We start from the raw sequence: 17,696 nt of genomic DNA, 5'->3' as shown, positions 1-17,696 counted from the left end.
TTATTCGTATTTAAGGTATTTTAGAACATCAATTTTGGTTGCCTGATAAGCTCTTGTAAGTACAACTAATAATGTTAATACCAGTAAGACGGTAAATCCGATTATAAAAGGATAAACAGAAATGCTAATTCTGTAAGCAAAATTATCCAACCATTTATTGAGGAAATAATACACTGGAAATAAAGCAATTAAAAAACCTATTATACTAAAAACAACATATTGCTTGCAAAGTTCTTTTAATAAAACATTTGTATCGGCGCCAAGTGTTTTTCGAATAGCAATTTCCTTCATGCGACGCTCAATAGAGTACGATGCTAGAGCAAATAACCCAAAAAGGGCAATTATAATAACAATGACATTCAACAAAGTGAAAAGATTCTTTTGCTTCACATAATTACTATAAGATCTTTTATATTCTTTATCTACAAAATCGTATGAAAACGGATATTCAGTATCTACTTTTTTTGTCCAAAGGTTTTCTATATCAGCTATGGTTTGCTGCATAGTTTTAGGATCGGCCGTAATATAAATATTATTCAAAAGTCCGGGAAACCAGGGTACTGTTTTAAAATGGAAAAAGGACATTGGAGGTATTGGATCTCCCGGATTTCCGATATTAAAATCTTTTACAACCCCAACAATAATAGCATCATTTCCGTTCCAGTTTAGTTTTTTACCTATCGGATTTTTTTCATTTAATAATTTTAGGGCAGTTTCATTAATTAGCATCGAAGTAATGGTGTCCTGCGCAAATTTCGGACTCAAATAGCGCCCTTTTACAATTTTTATTTTCATCATTTCCAACAGTCCAAAATCTATTGGCATATTACTACCATCAATATTTTTATCTTTATAATGATATGATATTACAGATTTTGCCCCGCTTCCAAAAACAAAGCCTCCTCCTGCAACTTGTTGTACTCCCTTTATATGTTGCAATTGGTTTTTAATACTGTTGTATCGGGCAAATTGTTCTTTTTCAGTAATTGCTTCCCCGTAAATATTTCTGTAAGAGATATTAAGGATTTGTTTTCCGTTAAAACCCAGATCTTTTGAATTCATAAGCTCTATTTGCTCATACACAATATAAGATCCAATAATAAAGAAAGTAGCTACAGCAAATTGAAATATCAGCATTCCGTTTCTAAGCCAGATACCGTTTTTACTTCGCCCAAAGTTTCCTTTTAAAACCTTTAGCGGTTCAAAATTAGCAACATAAATAGCCGGAAATATTCCTGCCACGACAACGGTTACAAAAAATATAACAACAAGCTGCGAGTAAAACTGTCCAGTTTGTAAAACGAGCGATTTTTCTAAAAAAGCATTGTAATACGGTAAAGAAATCTCGACAATAACCAGTGCTATTAAAATTGAAAACAACGAAATGATAGCGGTTTCAAAAATAAATTGTTGGATTATAGAGAGTTTCGAAGCTCCGATAATTTTGCGAACTCCAACTTCTTTAGCCCTTTTTATAGCATTTGCCGTTGCCGAATTAACATAATTTACAATAGATAACAGTAGGATCAAAACCGATAACCCAACCATAATAAGTAAAAATTGAAGATTACCTTTTGCTTCTATTAAACTACCAGTTTTTGAATGTAAACGAATGGATGATAAGGGTTCTAAAAGGGGTTTTACTTCGCCAAATTTCTTAATAAATTCTTCAATTTTAATACCTTGATCCTTTGCATAACGAGCTGTCATATTCTCAAAATATATTTTTTGAAGATTTTGAGTCACTCGTTTTTGGTCATTCGGATTTTTTAATTTTAACAATAGAACAAATTGAAAATTACCCCATTGCTGAATCGTTTCTTTTATTCTTGCATCCATAAAATTGACCACACAAGAAGGATTATATACTGATTTTTTATCCAGCTTATAAACACCTCTTACAATCAGAACTTTTTTCTGTAAAACTACTTTTTTACCCAGAGCCGTTTCGTTTCCAAAAAGGGTAATAGCCAGATCTTGCGATAAACAAATACTGTTTACATCTGGTAATGCAGCTTTTTGATTCCCCTCTATAAACTCATAAGGAAAATAATCAAAAAAGTTTTTTTGTGCTACGACAACCTTGTCAGATTGCACTTTTTTATTATTAAAATACAGTATCTCATTATCATAACTTCCGCTTAAATAACAGTACGATTCTACTTCAGGACTTACAGCCTGTATCGCAGATCCTATTGGTGATGAACTCGAAGCCCAATAAGTAGTTGCATCCATTTGATTAGCAACTAAAAAGACATTTTCTTTATTAGGATTCCATTGGTCATAACTCTGTTCGTCGTTCCAATATAAAATCGCGAAAATTAAACCTGCAATTCCAATACCCAAGCCCAAAACATTCAAAGCCGTAAAAAGCTTATTGTTTTTGATGTGATAAATAAATACGTTGATCCAGTTCTTTAGCATGATTTAGTTTATTGAGTTACTTACTAAAACATCAACATTTCGATTATTCTTTTTTTCCGAAAGAATAATACCGTCTTTCATTAAAATGGTTCTCTGCGAAAAAGAAGCATCATAATCAGAGTGCGTAACCATTAAAATTGTAGAACCACTAGCATGAAGATCCGTCAATAATTCCATTACTTCATTACCGTTTTTACTGTCCAGATTTCCTGTAGGTTCATCGGCAAGAATAATTTTTGGGTCATTAATTAAAGCTCTGGCAACAGCCACACGTTGTTGTTGTCCTCCCGAAAGTTGTTGCGGATAATGTTTTAAACGATGAGAAATACCTAATATAGTTGCAATATTCTCTACTTTTTTCTTTCTTTCTGATGATGGAACATTGTTGTAAATTAATGGCAATTCGATATTGTCATAAACTGATAATTCATCAATTAAATTGAAATTCTGAAAAATGAATCCAATGTTTTCTTTTCTGGCTTTCGATACAAATTTCTCTTTTAATCCAACCATTTCCTGTCCTAACAATTCATAACTTCCGCCAGAAGCGCTGTCTAATAATCCGATGATATTTAATAAAGTCGATTTTCCGCTTCCAGATGGTCCCATGATCGATATAAAATCGCCTTCGTTTACCGTTAATGAAATTTCGCTTAAAGCTTTTGTCTCTACTTCTTCAGTTCTAAATATTTTAGAAAGCTTTTCAATTTTGATCATAATAATTTGATTTTTGATGTTTGTTTTTCTGTCTAAGAATTGTATCGCTGAAGTAAAAAACAGATCCTAAATTAAGATAATTGATAACATAATCTATAAATATCTATTTTTGTTACATTTACTAGCAATAATGATTCTCATACTTGATGATTTACTAGTCTTAAAGTGATTTTCATGCCAAAAATTAAAAATATGTAACTGGCTTATTTTTAAGTTTTTATTTAAAGCCAAATTTAAAAGTGTCCATTATTGGACACCTTTCGTCCAAAACCGAACAAGAATGAAAAAGACAAATGCCTCAATATTGATTATAGATGACCAGGAAGACATCCTTTTTGCATCAAAAGTGTACTTAAAAAAGTATTTTGAGAACATTTATACGCTCAATAATCCAAAAAATATCGTCGAATTATTGGCAAAAAACACCATCGATGTAGTTTTGCTCGATATGAATTATAGAATAGGTTTTGAGGACGGAAAAGAAGGTTTGTATTTATTAAAAGAGATAAAAACGCTTTCGCCAAAAACAGTAGTAATCTTAATGACGGCTTTTGGTAAAGTCGAAACGGCTGTAGAAGGTTTAAAATCGGGTGCTTTTGATTATATCTTAAAACCATGGGAAAATAAAAAACTACTAGAATCTGTAAAACAAGCAGTAGATAAATCTCGTAAAGACCAAAAGAAACTGAAAGACCACGAACCCGCAGAAGATTTCTTTATTGGCAATTCAGAGATTATAAAAAAAACATATTCATTGGCAGATAAAGTGGCAAAAACCGATGCTAATGTTTTGATTCTGGGCGAAAACGGAACTGGTAAATTTGTTTTGGCACATCATATTTACACACAATCTGAAAGAAAAAACAATCCATTTATCGCAGTCGATTTAGGTTCTCTGAATTCTAATATATTCGAAAGTGAATTATTTGGCTATGCCAAAGGAGCTTTTACCGATGCTAAGGTCGATACTCCCGGACGTTTTGAAATGGCTCAGAACGGAACTATTTTCTTAGACGAAATAGGAAATGTTCCGTTGCATTTACAATCAAAACTCTTGCAGGTTATACAAACCAAAACCGTAACCCGATTAGGAGAAACGAAAGCCAGACCACTTAATGTACGTATCATAACGGCAACCAACTTAAATCTTAAACTAGAGGTTGAGGATAAAACATTTAGAGAAGACTTGTATTATCGTATTAATACGATGGAGATAGTGCTGCCGCCATTACGAGAACGAAACGAAGACAAAATTCCTCTGGCTGAATATCTTTTGGAAAAAATGATTGTTAAATACGGAAGAGACGAAATTACTTTTGATAAAAAAGTATTCGAACAAATCGAAAAGCACGCTTGGAAAGGTAATATCCGTGAAATGGAAAACAAAATAGAACGCGCTGTTATCCTTTGCGAAAACAATCTCATTACGGTTTCTGATTTGGATTTAAACGAAATAACAACTTATGACGAAAATCCAGATGATATTCAGCTTTCCACAGTCGAAAAAGCTACCGTCGAAAAAGCGTTACTCAAGAACAATAATAATATAAGTAAAACAGCTGAAGAACTAGGATTATCAAGAGGTTCTTTATACCGACGTTTAGAGAAATACAATATTAATCCATAAGTGTTTAGGGAAATTAACCGCAAAGCATACAAAAGATTAACCGCAAAGGTCGCAAAGTTTTTAATTTGTGCAATTTGTGGTAGAGAAATTAACCGCAAAGGACGCAATCCCGATCCCGAAGCGTCGGGACGGGATACGCAAAGGTCGCAAAGTTTTTAATTAGTGAAAATTTGTGCAATTACTTCGTCTGTTCGCTCTTTCGGGCTCGGGTTGTGGTTAACTTTTTTTTTAAAAATCCGTTTTTATCCGCGTCTTTACTTTTGTAAATCCATATCATCCGCGTTCCTTTATAGACAACCTAGTTTAACCAATAATACATTACTATCTACTATGTTTAAATCATTAAAAATATACAATCTTCTTTTTCTGAGATTATTACTTATTTTATCTGGTGTAGAAATCGCTATTTACTTCTTTAAAAAGGAATTGATTTTTACTGCTATATTTAGCTTATTTATCGTTTTTTTCCTTGTACGCGAAATGTATTTTTATGTTCGGAATTTCGTTTTGCTTTATAATAAAACTATTGCATCGATATTGCAAAATGATTTTAGTTCGGATTTTTCTAAGCATAAATTCAACAAAAATTATGATGATTTATTTACTTTATATGATACTCTAAAAAACAACCAAAAAGAACAAGTTTCAAGAGATATTATATATCGCTCTATATTGAATAATATCGAAACCGGAATTTTTATTCTGCAAAAAGATGGTGATGAATGGAACATTTTTTTGATGAATGACTATTTCTCCAAATATTTTGATGTGCCTAAAATTTCTAAATGGAAATATCTAAAGAACCATTTACCAACTTTATGCGAAGTTATCGAAGATCAGGATTTTCAGGAAATTAAAACATCACTAGAAATTCGTGTAAATCAGGAAAACGTGCAAACCTTTGTTATGCAAACTTCCAGAACAGAAATATGCGATTTAGATTATTTTATTGTCTTGCTGGATTCTATCCAAAATGTGGTAGAGAAAAAAGAGAAAGAAGCTTGGGGAAATTTAATGAAAGTGATTTCTCATGAACTTTTAAACTCCATCACTCCTATTCGTTCTATTTGCCAAAACCTGCAAGATTTGGTCGATCAAGATACGATGTCAACAGAAGATTTGGAAGACATTAAAAATAGCGTGGGAACAATGCTAAGAAGAAGCGACCATTTGCAAAAATTTATCGAAGGATATCGCAAATTAGCCATGTTACCCACTCCTAAAAAAGAAAAGATAGAATTGCAGCATTGGGTAGAAAATAGTCTTCAGGTTATGGCTCCGTTGTTTCAAAAAAATCAAATAGAAGTTATAAATACAATCGCTTTAAATCGCAAGATAAATGTCGATTCTCAGCAAATGGAACAAGTACTGATTAATCTTCTAACAAATTGTATTTATGCACTCGAAGATTCTTTAAACAAACAAATTATTATTTCGGCTGAAGCCAAAGAAAACCGAACTTTTATACGAATTACCGATACCGGTAAAGGCATTGAGAAAGAAATTGAAAACAAGATATTCTTGCCTTTTTTTACCACCCGTCAAGAAGGTGCAGGAATTGGATTAACCTTGTCCAAAAGTATTGTCGAAGCCCACGGAGGTTATCTCGCTCATAAAAATGAAGATGGAAAAACTACTTTTGAACTTTGCTTGGTTGAGGGATGATATAATAATTAGCACAAAGATTAAGCCATCTTAATGAATTTATGTGTACACCTTTGTCAAAGTTTTTTAACTTTGACAAAGGTACAGAAGCAATCATATTCACAAACTTGTCATTCCTGTCAGAAGAAGACATTAACAATAATGATTAACTTTTATTTCCCTTTTATAATTTTCCCATCCTTAGTAAATTCCAAATCGATTTTGTTTGTTAAATCCACATCAACATCTTTATGTCCGTAATCGATATGAGTAATTTTTTCGTTTGGATAATTCTTGGCAACATACTCTTTAATTGATGCTGCAATAAACTCGGTAGGAATTGGTTTGTCTCCTCCATCTACTTCACGATAAGAACCATCTTTCCAGAATTCTATCTCGGTACCATCTTTAAGTATTACCTCATACCCTTTTTCGCCATGTTCAGCATCTTTTTTGACAATCTCTACTGTTGAATGGCTAAAATATTTTTGCAGAAATTCCTGTGATGCTTTCGGTAATTCAGTAATTGTAATTCTCTTTTGTGCACTAGCCGATAATACAGAACCTAGTATTAATGCGGCAAAAATCACTTTATTTATCATAATTCACTCATTTACAAAGTCATAACAAATTTAATAAAAATAATAACCAATATTGAAATAAATAATTATATTTGATATATCAAATACTTTTAAATCTAAATCAGTAAACATGAAGCAGAAAACTCCAACTGGAACTGTACTTTATACAATAGAACAGACCATTAAAGAATACAGGAAAATTTGCCAAAAAAACATCCAAAAGATTGTAGATGATATTACAGTTGATCAATGTTTGGTATTAATTATCTTAAACGATAACGCAACAATTTCTCAGATAGAAATGGCCAAATTAATCTTTAAGGATAATGCTTCGGTAACCCGAATAATAGAATTAATGGTTAAAAAAGATTATCTAACGAGAGAGACAAATGAACTAGATAAAAGAAAATCCAAACTTGTAATAACCGAAAAAGGACAAAAAACTATTGTTCTATTAACTCCTGTTTTTAAGCTAAATCGCAATACTGCTCTAGACGGTTTATCTGCTGATGAAATTGAATTACTTGATAAAATTCTACATAAAATAATTTCAAATTGTAAAACTTCCTAAAAATGAAACACATTGTAACTTTAGCATTGCTACTATTCTCCGTTTGCACGTTTTCTCAAAAAAATCCTACTGCAAAAGAAGAAATAAACCTTACCGAATTAAATAAAAAACAAATTATCGATTCGTTAACCAAACAACTCGAAGAATTCTATATCAGACCAAATGCTATTGGTGAGATAAAGAAAAAGCTGAATGAGAATTATAAGCAAGGAATGTATAAGGACATCTCAAATCCAAATGAATTTGCCTCTAAACTCTCCTCGAATCTTATAGATATTAGCAAAGATTTACATTTTAGAGTAATGTTTGATCCTGAATGGGCAGAAAGTAAGCTAAAAGACACTGATAAAGAAACATTTAAAAAAATAAAAGCGGAAGAATTAGCTGAAGCTAAAAAGAAGAACTTTGGGTTTCAACAAGCGCGAATTCTGGAAGGAAATATTGGCTATTTAGAATTTAATTATTTTGAAGATCCTGCAATAGGAAGCGAAACTGCAGCTGCAATGATGCGAATTTTAAGCAATACAGACGCTCTAATTATAGATTTGCGCAAAAATAATGGCGGAGCGATGGAGATGGGACAATTTATTAGTAGTTATCTGTACTCTAACAAAGAATTACCTCTTTATAAATACTATTATTACGAGAAAGGCAGAAAAAAATTGGAGCGAGAAATGTGGTTATTACCATCTGTTCCTGGTAAACGTCTGGATGATATCGATGTTTATATTTTAACAAGCGGTGCTACTTTTTCTGCAGCGGAATGGATGAGTTATTCGCTCCAAAATTTAAAACGTGTTACAATTATAGGCGAAAAAACAGCTGGTGGCGCCCACCCTATCGATCGAAAAGTTTTGGCTCATGGTTTTTCTGTAAATATCCCTTTTGGAGAAGTAAAAGATCCTATTACAAATACGGATTTTGAAGGTAAAGGTGTTATGCCAGATGTTTTATGCAAAAGTGAAGAGGCACTGAATACATCGCATTTGATAGCCTTACAAAAACTATCTTCTAAAAATAAAGATTCTTTAAACAACCTCGATTGGTTTGTTCCTATCATAAAGAACAGACAAAAACCGGCACATGTTGATAGTGCAATTTTAAAATCATATCAAGGTAAATACGGGAAAGCCGAAATAGTATTTGAAGATAATAGCTTATATTACAAATGGAATAATATCGTCACTTTATTACTTACTCCTCTGGAACAAGATTTATTTTTAATTGATGGTATAGATGATTTTCGCATCAAAATTATTTCTGAAAATAAATCTGTAACAGGAATAAAAAGAGTTTTTCAGGATGGACAAGAAAGAGTTTACAAAAAAGATTAAAACTACAATTTAATAAAAATAAAAGCCTCCAAAATCAGTGATTTTGGAGGCTTTTACATTATATAGAGTTAGTCTTAAATAACGTATTAATCTTAATAAAATTAGTTTTATATTAGCGCTTAATAAAGTATTAAGTTAGATACTAAATATCTTATTATGGTTTTAAAAATCAACAAACTAAATCAATATATAAAGCAAAATGAAGAAGGTATTATTTCTAATAATGTTAATCCAAATTAGTTGTCAATCACAAAACGACTGTCCGCAAGGGATAAACTTATTACCTATGTATGGAGAAGTAAAGAAGTGCGAACAGCAAATTCAATCAGACAAAGAGTTTCTTTTGCAGTCCGAAAAACAATTTAAGAGCAGAGAAAAAGCAGCCGAATTATATGTTTCTAAAGCTTGGGAATATTTCTATAAAGATGATAATGATACTGCTATGAAAAGATTTAATCAGGCTTGGCTTTTAGACAATACAAACCCGCAAGTATATTGGGGATTTGGAAACTTATTGGGCAAAAAAAATAAATTTGAAGAATCTATCAAATATCTAAAAAAATCGATAGAATTAGATCCCAATAATGCTCCTGTTTACGAATGTATAGCAACAAGTTATAGTCAAATGTTCCTTAAAACAAAAGATATCAAATATCTAAACCTGGCAATTGAAAGCTTGAAAAAGGCAGTGAAAATTGACCCGAAAAATGGTAGAGCATACGGACAATTAGCAAGTTCTTATGCTTACATAATGCAAAAAGATAGTTTAAGAAAATACATTGAAATAACTGATAAAATTGACCCTAAACTTGTTAATCCTGAGGTTAGAAAAATAGCAAAATAATACCTTCAATACTAAAATAGAAAACCAAAAATGAAAATAACTGAACACTCTTTTGGAGATTTTTTTATTACGACTGATAAAGCTAAATTAGACATTGTTGCCATTCATGATTTTTTATCAAAACATTCAGGATGGAGTGACAATATTCCTTTTGATAACGTAAAAACTTCTATAGACAATTCGCTAAACTTTGGACTATTTTATAAAGACAAACAAATAGGTTTTGCAAGAGTGATTTCTGACTTTTCGACTATTGCCTATTTAGGCGATATTTATGTTTTAGATGATTATCGAGGACAAGGGCTTTCTAAAAAACTAATGGAAGTTGTAATGGGGCACCCAAGTTTACAAGGATTAAGACGTTGGATTTTATTGACCTCCACAGCCGATTGGCTTTATGAAAAATACGGTTTTACTAAATTGCCAAAACCAGAAGTATATATGGAACTATTTAATCCTAATGTGTATAAAAAAGATTAAAAAATAAATATATAATATTATCCAATTCTATTTAAAATATGCAGAAACGCAATAGCAAAATTTATTATTCGGCAGGTTTAATTAGTATCATGTTACTTCCTATTTTATGCATTCTATATTTAAAAAAGAATGATGCTTTTACAAGTTATAATTCTATAAAATTAGAACCTTGGAATGAAGAAAATTATAAAGAAGAAATTGTTCCTATTATAAATTCAAAAAAATTTACTGCTGTTAACCTAACAGGAAATTCAACTTCCGATAAAGCGAAACTAAATGCAGCTGAAAAAAGAATTAAAGAACTTATTGCGACTAAAGATTCTATAAATGGAATAAAATTTCATTTTGAAGATAAATCTGAATATTGGAGCTTTATTAAGGTTCTTGAAATTCTAGAAACCCAAAATGCCAAATTTTATGTTCCATATAAAAATGATATTTGGTTTGCTTATTCAAGAGGAGAAAAAAAGAAAACTATCTTTCGTGTTTGTGGGGATTTCCGTAGGATAATCCCAATTGACGAAAAAAATTTCAAAATAGAATGGCAAGAAATTATAGAAATCACTAAAAAGTTTTATTTACCAATAATCGCCTATATTTTGATGCTATTTTTTACATTTAAACGAATAAGAAATACTATAAAAAACTAAATGCAATTATTAATTTTATTTATTATCGTTTTCCTTTTATTAATTGGAATCCCAATTTGTACTTCTTATTTCATCTATAAATGGATCAAGAAAAAAGGGTTTGACAAAAGATATAGGCTATTAGCACTTATCCCGATAATTATTACGGGATACTTTGTATATGATGCGATTTATCCAGATTCTGATTTCTACAAAATAGATTTTAAAGAAGTTACAGAAATGGATTTTCCTGAAAAGGGAGAAATAATATACAAAACCGCTTCATATCCTGATCTAATTGGAGATTATACATCTTCGTTTTTAGTTGAATTTGGCATAACAGATATAAAAAAACTTGAAGCAAATCTGAAAAATAAAGCCTTCATTAAAAAGGAAAGCAAAATGTCTGCTAAAGAACTTGATTATATAGAAAAAAGAAAAGGTGACAAAAAATATTCAGCTGAATATATTAAAGAAATATATGCAGGAAAGTATTATTCGGTTGGCTTTTTAAATGATAATAAATCTGTAATAATTACACGAGTAAGTTGGTAATTATAATATATCTTCGTTAATCGTATACAATACAATGAACATTCATAATCTTCCTAACGACTTAAATATAGATTCCAAAAGTGAGATACAACTTTTTGATTATAGTGTGACCAGTTCTTCTATCAAGAATAAGGTAATGCTCAATACAAATGTTTTAAGCTTTTTACTTGAAGGAACTAAAGAATTCATTACAAAAGATAAAGCAACAATTATTAATAATGATGCGTTCTTATTGATAAAATCTGGAAATTGTTTAATGACCGAAAACCTTTCGGATACCAATGTATATCGTAGTGTATTGCTATTTTTTAATGATGATATCCTTCTAAAATTATTGCAAAAAAACAATGTTTCAAAAACTGCAGATCCTAGTTCCAAACCTTATGAAATATTCCAATACGATGATTATGTTCATCATTTTGTAAAGAGTTTAATCCAAATAAAGACATACGATCATACTCTTCGAGATAGCTTATTGCAAACCAAACTTGAGGAAATATTAACCTATTTATTATACAAAAATGGTACTGGTTTTTTAAATAATATACTCGCCCAAGACAGCCAAAACAGGCGCTTTACAGATGTAATAGAAAGTAATAAACTTAATAATTTAACCATTCAGGAGCTTGCTTTTTTATGCAATATGAGTATTTCTACTTTCAAGAGAAACTTTGAACAACAGTATCAAACAAGCCCCAGAAAATGGTTTCAAGAAAAAAGATTAGAGTACTCTGCATACTTATTAAGTACCAAAAAGAAACGCCCTGTTGATATTTATTATGAAATAGGATTTGAAAGTTTATCTAGTTTTACACAAGCCTTTAAAACCAAATACAATACTACCCCTAAACAGTTCCAGCTAGAAAAATGAACTTCTGGAAACACTTTTAGAACTTCTTAGAACATACTAAACCTTCCTTGCAAAATATCTTTGTAGTCTATAATTTTAAAGAATTAAAAAATGAAAAAGATTAGTTTAGCATTGCTTGGTTTACTATTTACTACAAGTACGATTTTCGCCCAAAAGACATTTACTTTAAGTAGTAAAGATTTAGGCGGACAAGCCACTAAAACCGAAGAATTTGGAGGTTTCGGATGTACAGGTAAAAACCAATCTCCACAATTATCTTGGGCAAATGCACCAGAAGGCACTAAAAGTTTTGCCATAACCATGTATGATCCTGATGCTCCAACTGGTAGCGGATGGTGGCATTGGGTAGTATTTGATATTCCGGCAAACATTACCGAGTTAGTTACAAATGCAGGAAACGTAACTTTAAATCTTACCCCAAAAGGAGCAATTCAAGGTGTTACCAATTATGGTGTGGCAGGATATGGCGGACCTTGTCCTCCCGAAAATCACGGTTTTCATCAATATATAATAACCGTTTATGCTTTAAAAACCGATAAACTAGGCTTAGACTCCAATACAAATCCTGCTGTTGTTGGTTACAATCTATGGGCAAATACTATTGCCAAGGCAAGTATTGTAACGTATTATCAGAGAGAAAAGAAATAAACACCTTTCCTGCTATGAGCTAAAATAAACTGCGTAAATGTCCCTGACTTTGCGCAGTTCTTTATTTTCTATTAAAGTTGATAAAAGTCTGTTGACATGGTAATCCTTTTTTTATTTTACTTTAATTAATGGAAACCATTTTTTGTATGATAAACTTCTCCATAACCATTCTAATAAGCCATAGTTATACTTTTTTAACCACCAATTGCTAAAAAATACTTGCAGAATATAAATAATAATTCCAGCAAGGAAATACCAATACCAAGACCAATTTGGTCTAATACAGATGAACAAAAAGAAGGAGATTATATTTTGCAAAACATAATTTGTTAGCGTCATTCTCCCAGTAGCTTTTATAAGATTAAATGTACTCTTAAAATATCCTGAAAAATATATCCAGCAAATAAGTGAACTTGAGAAAACCGTTAAACTTAATGCTACTGGGTAATACAGATTGTAGTAGTCATTAATAGTCCAGTCATTTTTATCTACAACCATTTGTAATAGAAACATGACTATAGAAATAATTAAACTATAGAACACTATTTTTTTTAGAACTATCCTTGGTTTTCTATCTATCATTTCGAAGAAATTACTTCTCTGAAATGCCATTCCTAATATAAAACACCCTAATTGAATTAAATGCAATATTACCGAATAACTTAAGCGTAACATCCATTTATATCGCATATATAAATTAGCTTTAACACTATCCAAAGTTGTATGGCTATTATAAAGTTCATAAAAAATATCACGATACTTTGGTGTAAACAATAAATGATGCCGTCCCAACAATGACTGTAATGCCGGTGTCAGTAATAAAATAGTTACTGACAAAATAAAGAGTGATCTTGTGCTACAATTATAAAACATAAGCAATATTAGCCCCATGAATGCGTAATCAGTTAAAATATCACCTCCAAAAAATAGGCTATTTATGAACCCAAATACAAACAACCAAAGCATGCGATTTATAAAAAAAGTATAATGATTCTGTCCATTTTGCTTAATGTTTTTGAGCAAAACAGAAAATCCGTAACCAAATAAAATAGCTAATAATGTCCATCCCTTGGATTCAAAAATAGTTTCGGATATTATTTTTAAAGTTTCCGAAAGAGAATTTGAATCAGAATCCTTCGAGTGATTGTTCCAGCTATATATTGTAGAATAATTCATCACAGCCACACTAAATAATGCCCAACCTCTTAAAATATCTATAATTGGTGTTCGTTGACTTTGCGAAATTGGTTTAGTTTCTATCAAAATGATATATGATTAAATTTTAATACTGATTTTTTTTAATTGCTATCCATCACAACTCGGTAACAGATATGCCGTTTAACAATTACCAATATGATGCAATATTTTGCTATGCCTTGATTCATTTATTAAATAATCCCAAAAGAGAAAAACTAATTCAAGACTGCTATAATCAACTATCACAGAATGGTTATATGATATTTATTGTCATTACAAAAAAGCACAAACTTACTGCAAAGGCACATTGATTAGTAAAGTACTTATAGGGACTTAATTTGATTGTAAGGCTTCTCCTCAAGGATAGATTGTATTGAATCGCTTATTTCATCTAAATTATTTTGTTTGTTATTGGTCATTAAAATAATCGTGAAATTTTGATTACTAACCAGTAAAGCTTGGTAATTAAAAGCAGCTCCATCATGTATATGACTTGTAACTTTGCCATCTTCTATACTTCCTTCTCCAAGTCCCGTTTGATTTCCTTTAGAAAACGGGGTAAAAAGCTCAAGTGTAGATTCTGGATTAATAATTTTAAACGAATTAATTGCTTCAGACCATTTATAAAAATCCTTTAAATTTAGTGCTGTCCAGCCCGAAATATTGTATTTAATGGCATCTTGTTTTCCTTTATTATTAAATGATATTGCAAAAAGTTTCTCTTTTTCATCAGGATCAACAAGCCCATTTTTTATACCAATAGGTTCTAGGATCTTTTTTATCACAAAAGAATTGAAAGGCATATTGGTGATTCTTTCTATGATTCTTCTCTGCAGAAATACATTATTGTTGTTATAATCATACTTCGTTCCTGGCTCAAAATCGAGAATCAAAGTTTTTTTCAGTAACATCATATTATCAGAATCCTGATTAACTTCATTCCATTTTATTTGAGGAAGTCCGCTTGTATATTGCAGTAAATGAATAATTTTAATTTTATTTGCCCAAGAAGGAAGTTCGGGTAGAAATTTAGAAATTGAATCGTCCAGTTTTAATTTCCCTTGCTCTTTAAGCATCATAATTCCAATAGCGTTAAACTCTTTTGCAATTGAACCTATATGAAAGCGATATTTTGTGATTAATGGAGTCGTATTACTTGCATCGGCTTGCCCAAAGGCTTTTTCGTAAATTATTTTTCCCTTTTGAGCAATTAAAACGTTTCCGTTGAAAGCTTTTAACTTATGCGCCTTTTGAAATAAACTATCAAGATTAGTCGTTTTTTGAGAGGATTGACTGTAACAATTACCACAAGTTACTAATAAGGCAATGAGGAGTATAATTCTATTGCTTTTAACTATTTTCATATATAATTTTTAATAAATATAATAGAATTTAATATTATTCCATTAAAAAAAAATCAATCAACTCAAACCATAAAAAGATAGTTGAATAAAATGTGGAGTTAGTTAAAATTAATCGTTTTTAAAAATTCCTCAATTATTTAAACATCTCTTATAAAACTGCGCAAGTATCTCTGACTTTGCACGGCTTTTATATTTATGCATTAAATACAAGCTTAAGATTATTGTGCCTTTAGTCTTGAGAAATTCTTAATGAAATATAGTTTCTTTTTAATAACACGAAAAATCCTGTTTTTATATTACTCTTTTATTATATTTGCCACCAATAAAACGAAGATTTTTCTTAAAATCAAGTTATCTATTATTTTACACAAACTAATGCTAATATGAAATTTGTCCTTTTTGTTTTTCTAATATTTTGTTTTGGATGCGAAACAAAAAAAGACAATACAGCAAGAGAAACCAAAACCGAAATTAAACGGTTTATTATTGGTGATGTTAATAATGATAAAATCCAAGATACCGCTTTTGTACGTGTTATAAGTCATAACAATCTTGACCAAGTAGCTATTGAGTTTTCTAAAATAATTCCTCCCTTAAGTTTTGAAAGTTTAGGTGTTTATATTCAAAAAGTAAATGATTTGAATGGCGATAATAGAAATGAAATCATAATATTTTCCAGAACTCATGAAGGCTGGTGGAATGAAATTTCTATTTGGAGTTTTTATAATCAAAAGTGGGGAAAAATTGCAAAAACAAAGGCCTTTATTTCTGAAGATAAAGATTTTAAAAACAGAATAATTAAAGAAAATGGCAACTATTTTTTAATTGGGGATGACATGAGGAATGAGGATGAAAAAGGAGCCTTTTTAAAAACTAAAGTAAAAATATAAAAAAACGGCATAACGCCATCATAGACGATAGTTAGTATTAAATACTAATTAACCTTGATTACAACTATAATACTAACCTCAGAATTTATTAACCTCAAAATAATTAATACTATAAATTTTTATGACTACAAACACTTACTTTATTATTGGCGGTATTGCCGTTTTATTTATTGCATACATGATTTTTCTAAAAACCATTATGAAAAAACGCAATAATAAACTTTTAGAAGACTTTAATAACAATCACTCCAACTCACCACTCACCGATGAGCAAAAAAGACTACTTTCTTTTGGAGGAATTTTGTTTTATTACAGAGGAGAAAAAATACTTGGTATTAAACCTGAGAATAGTTTAAATGAATACATAGGAGGTTTAAAACTTCAATGGGAAATAACAAACGAAGCTGAAGCCAAAGAAACTTTGAATGATTTATTATCATTGCAGAGAAGTAATGAGTTCGAACCTGTTTTCTTGCAATCATCAAAAGAATTAAGCAGTATTCAGAAAGATATTTCAAAAGGTTTAGGATTAGATCTGGATAATGTTACAAAAATAAAATCAGCTTATGCATGGGATATTTGCAGAGCAGTATCATTAGCAAAATGGTGTTATTGGGTAGGTTATTTAACCGAAAATGAAACTTGGGAAATCATGAAAAAAGCTTCTGAAATAGCAATTAAAAAAGGGGAAAACTGGACCGATTATACCATTTCATTTTTATTAGGAAGAACTATACAAGGATTCGATTTAGATGAATTGATAGTCGAAAGCAAACAAATCCTTACTAGTAAAGGACCATCATTAAGAAAGATTGAAGATGTGGATATATATACAAAATACCCTTTTATAAAATAACCTCATCAATATTTATGATTCTAGAATGTTACAATTTATTAAAAACAATAGAACAGCGACCTATTATGTGGACTGGCGAAGCAAGTCTTAAGAGTATAAAGACCTTTGTTTCGGGCTATTATCTAGCGCTTATTGATAATAAGGTTGTAAATGAGCACATAGATGAACCTTTTTTTGATTGGGTTGCAAATAAGCTTGGCTATTTTGAATCAACTGCTGGATGGGCAAATATGATTTTAGCATATAGTATAGGATTCAAACCTCAGAATATAATTTGGGAAGAGTTTTTTGTTTATGATATTACTCAAGAACAGCATTTAAAATCTATTAAATTATTTTACGAATTAATCGAACAATTCAAAAATGAATTAGAAGGCATCTAATCAATTTATAAAAGAGTTTATATAAAAAAATGCGCAAATGTCTCTGACTTTGCGCATTTTTTTTGTTCATGCAAAACCTAA

Annotated in this window: 19 protein-coding genes; 14 read left to right on the top strand and 5 right to left on the bottom strand. The window is 30.6% G+C overall.

What is annotated here, in order from left to right:
* Both SHI72_RS07140 and SHI72_RS07135 read right to left on the bottom strand, forming a co-directional pair.
* Complete coding sequence (locus tag SHI72_RS07140) at window positions 1-2,424, bottom strand: ABC transporter permease (protein WP_323489533.1); 2,424 nt, start codon at window positions 2,422-2,424, stop codon at window positions 1-3.
* A gap of 3 nt (window positions 2,425-2,427) precedes the next feature.
* Complete coding sequence (locus SHI72_RS07135; protein ID WP_323489532.1) at window positions 2,428-3,141, bottom strand: ABC transporter ATP-binding protein; 714 nt, start codon at window positions 3,139-3,141, stop codon at window positions 2,428-2,430.
* 280 nt (window positions 3,142-3,421) lie between these two features.
* Here SHI72_RS07135 and SHI72_RS07130 point away from each other — a divergent pair, with 280 nt between their 5' ends.
* Window positions 3,422-4,768 (top strand): sigma-54 dependent transcriptional regulator, encoded by a 1,347-nt coding sequence (locus tag SHI72_RS07130; RefSeq protein ID WP_323489531.1) that lies wholly within the window; start codon window positions 3,422-3,424, stop codon window positions 4,766-4,768.
* Window positions 4,769-5,098: 330 nt separating this feature from the next.
* Window positions 5,099-6,433: a HAMP domain-containing sensor histidine kinase gene (locus SHI72_RS07125; RefSeq protein ID WP_323489530.1), complete on the top strand. Its 1,335-nt coding sequence runs from the start codon at window positions 5,099-5,101 to the stop codon at window positions 6,431-6,433.
* Between the two features lie 152 nt (window positions 6,434-6,585).
* Here SHI72_RS07125 and SHI72_RS07120 read toward each other — a convergent pair whose 3' ends face one another.
* Entirely contained in the window at window positions 6,586-7,014 is a 429-nt protein-coding gene (locus SHI72_RS07120) for a PepSY-like domain-containing protein (RefSeq protein ID WP_323489529.1), read from the bottom strand.
* 109 nt (window positions 7,015-7,123) lie between these two features.
* Between SHI72_RS07120 and SHI72_RS07115 the strand changes: the two genes are divergently transcribed.
* From SHI72_RS07115 to SHI72_RS07080, 8 genes are all read left to right on the top strand, one after another.
* On the top strand, window positions 7,124-7,564 hold the full coding sequence (locus SHI72_RS07115) for a MarR family winged helix-turn-helix transcriptional regulator (RefSeq protein ID WP_323489528.1): 441 nt from the start codon (window positions 7,124-7,126) through the stop codon (window positions 7,562-7,564).
* Window positions 7,565-7,566: 2 nt separating this feature from the next.
* Window positions 7,567-8,898, top strand: a complete 1,332-nt coding sequence (locus tag SHI72_RS07110) for a S41 family peptidase (protein WP_323489527.1) — start codon at window positions 7,567-7,569, stop codon at window positions 8,896-8,898.
* Between the two features lie 199 nt (window positions 8,899-9,097).
* Complete coding sequence (locus tag SHI72_RS07105) at window positions 9,098-9,742, top strand: tetratricopeptide repeat protein (RefSeq protein ID WP_039114179.1); 645 nt, start codon at window positions 9,098-9,100, stop codon at window positions 9,740-9,742.
* 30 nt (window positions 9,743-9,772) lie between these two features.
* Window positions 9,773-10,222 carry a GNAT family N-acetyltransferase gene (locus SHI72_RS07100; RefSeq protein ID WP_323489526.1) on the top strand — a complete coding sequence of 150 codons (450 nt, stop codon included), beginning with the start codon at window positions 9,773-9,775 and terminating at the stop codon, window positions 10,220-10,222.
* A gap of 38 nt (window positions 10,223-10,260) precedes the next feature.
* The gene (locus SHI72_RS07095; protein WP_323489525.1) at window positions 10,261-10,872 is read left to right on the top strand and encodes a hypothetical protein; all 612 of its coding nucleotides are present in this window, start codon (window positions 10,261-10,263) and stop codon (window positions 10,870-10,872) included.
* Window positions 10,873-11,406 carry a hypothetical protein gene (locus SHI72_RS07090; protein ID WP_323489524.1) on the top strand — a complete coding sequence of 178 codons (534 nt, stop codon included), beginning with the start codon at window positions 10,873-10,875 and terminating at the stop codon, window positions 11,404-11,406. It abuts the gene before it with no gap.
* Between the two features lie 34 nt (window positions 11,407-11,440).
* On the top strand, window positions 11,441-12,277 hold the full coding sequence (locus SHI72_RS07085; RefSeq protein ID WP_323489523.1) for an AraC family transcriptional regulator: 837 nt from the start codon (window positions 11,441-11,443) through the stop codon (window positions 12,275-12,277).
* A 90-nt stretch (window positions 12,278-12,367) separates the two neighbouring features.
* Window positions 12,368-12,925 carry a YbhB/YbcL family Raf kinase inhibitor-like protein gene (locus SHI72_RS07080; RefSeq protein ID WP_323489522.1) on the top strand — a complete coding sequence of 186 codons (558 nt, stop codon included), beginning with the start codon at window positions 12,368-12,370 and terminating at the stop codon, window positions 12,923-12,925.
* Window positions 12,926-13,036: 111 nt separating this feature from the next.
* Here SHI72_RS07080 and SHI72_RS07075 read toward each other — a convergent pair whose 3' ends face one another.
* Window positions 13,037-14,188, bottom strand: coding sequence for a DUF418 domain-containing protein (locus tag SHI72_RS07075; protein ID WP_323489521.1), 1,152 nt, complete (start codon window positions 14,186-14,188; stop codon window positions 13,037-13,039).
* A 68-nt stretch (window positions 14,189-14,256) separates the two neighbouring features.
* Between SHI72_RS07075 and SHI72_RS07070 the strand changes: the two genes are divergently transcribed.
* Window positions 14,257-14,433 carry a class I SAM-dependent methyltransferase gene (locus SHI72_RS07070; protein WP_323489520.1) on the top strand — a complete coding sequence of 59 codons (177 nt, stop codon included), beginning with the start codon at window positions 14,257-14,259 and terminating at the stop codon, window positions 14,431-14,433.
* Window positions 14,434-14,445: 12 nt separating this feature from the next.
* Here the strand turns inward: SHI72_RS07070 and SHI72_RS07065 are convergent, their stop codons facing one another.
* A complete protein-coding gene (locus SHI72_RS07065) occupies window positions 14,446-15,486 on the bottom strand; it encodes a serine hydrolase domain-containing protein (RefSeq protein ID WP_323489519.1) in 1,041 nt (346 codons plus the stop codon).
* A gap of 383 nt (window positions 15,487-15,869) precedes the next feature.
* On the opposite strand from SHI72_RS07065, the gene SHI72_RS07060 reads away from it, so the two are divergent.
* The 3 genes from SHI72_RS07060 (at window position 15,870) to SHI72_RS07050 (ending at window position 17,615) form a co-directional block, all read left to right on the top strand.
* Window positions 15,870-16,376, top strand: coding sequence for a hypothetical protein (locus SHI72_RS07060; protein WP_323489518.1), 507 nt, complete (start codon window positions 15,870-15,872; stop codon window positions 16,374-16,376).
* Window positions 16,377-16,497: 121 nt separating this feature from the next.
* Entirely contained in the window at window positions 16,498-17,232 is a 735-nt protein-coding gene (locus SHI72_RS07055) for a DUF1266 domain-containing protein (protein WP_039118271.1), read from the top strand.
* A 14-nt stretch (window positions 17,233-17,246) separates the two neighbouring features.
* Complete coding sequence (locus tag SHI72_RS07050; protein WP_039118272.1) at window positions 17,247-17,615, top strand: hypothetical protein; 369 nt, start codon at window positions 17,247-17,249, stop codon at window positions 17,613-17,615.
* The last annotated feature ends 81 nt before the right edge of the window (window positions 17,616-17,696 follow it).

The organism is Flavobacterium sp. PL02, assembly GCF_035013205.1.
Classification (GTDB): domain Bacteria; phylum Bacteroidota; class Bacteroidia; order Flavobacteriales; family Flavobacteriaceae; genus Flavobacterium.
This window is presented reverse-complemented; position numbering and strand designations above follow the sequence as displayed.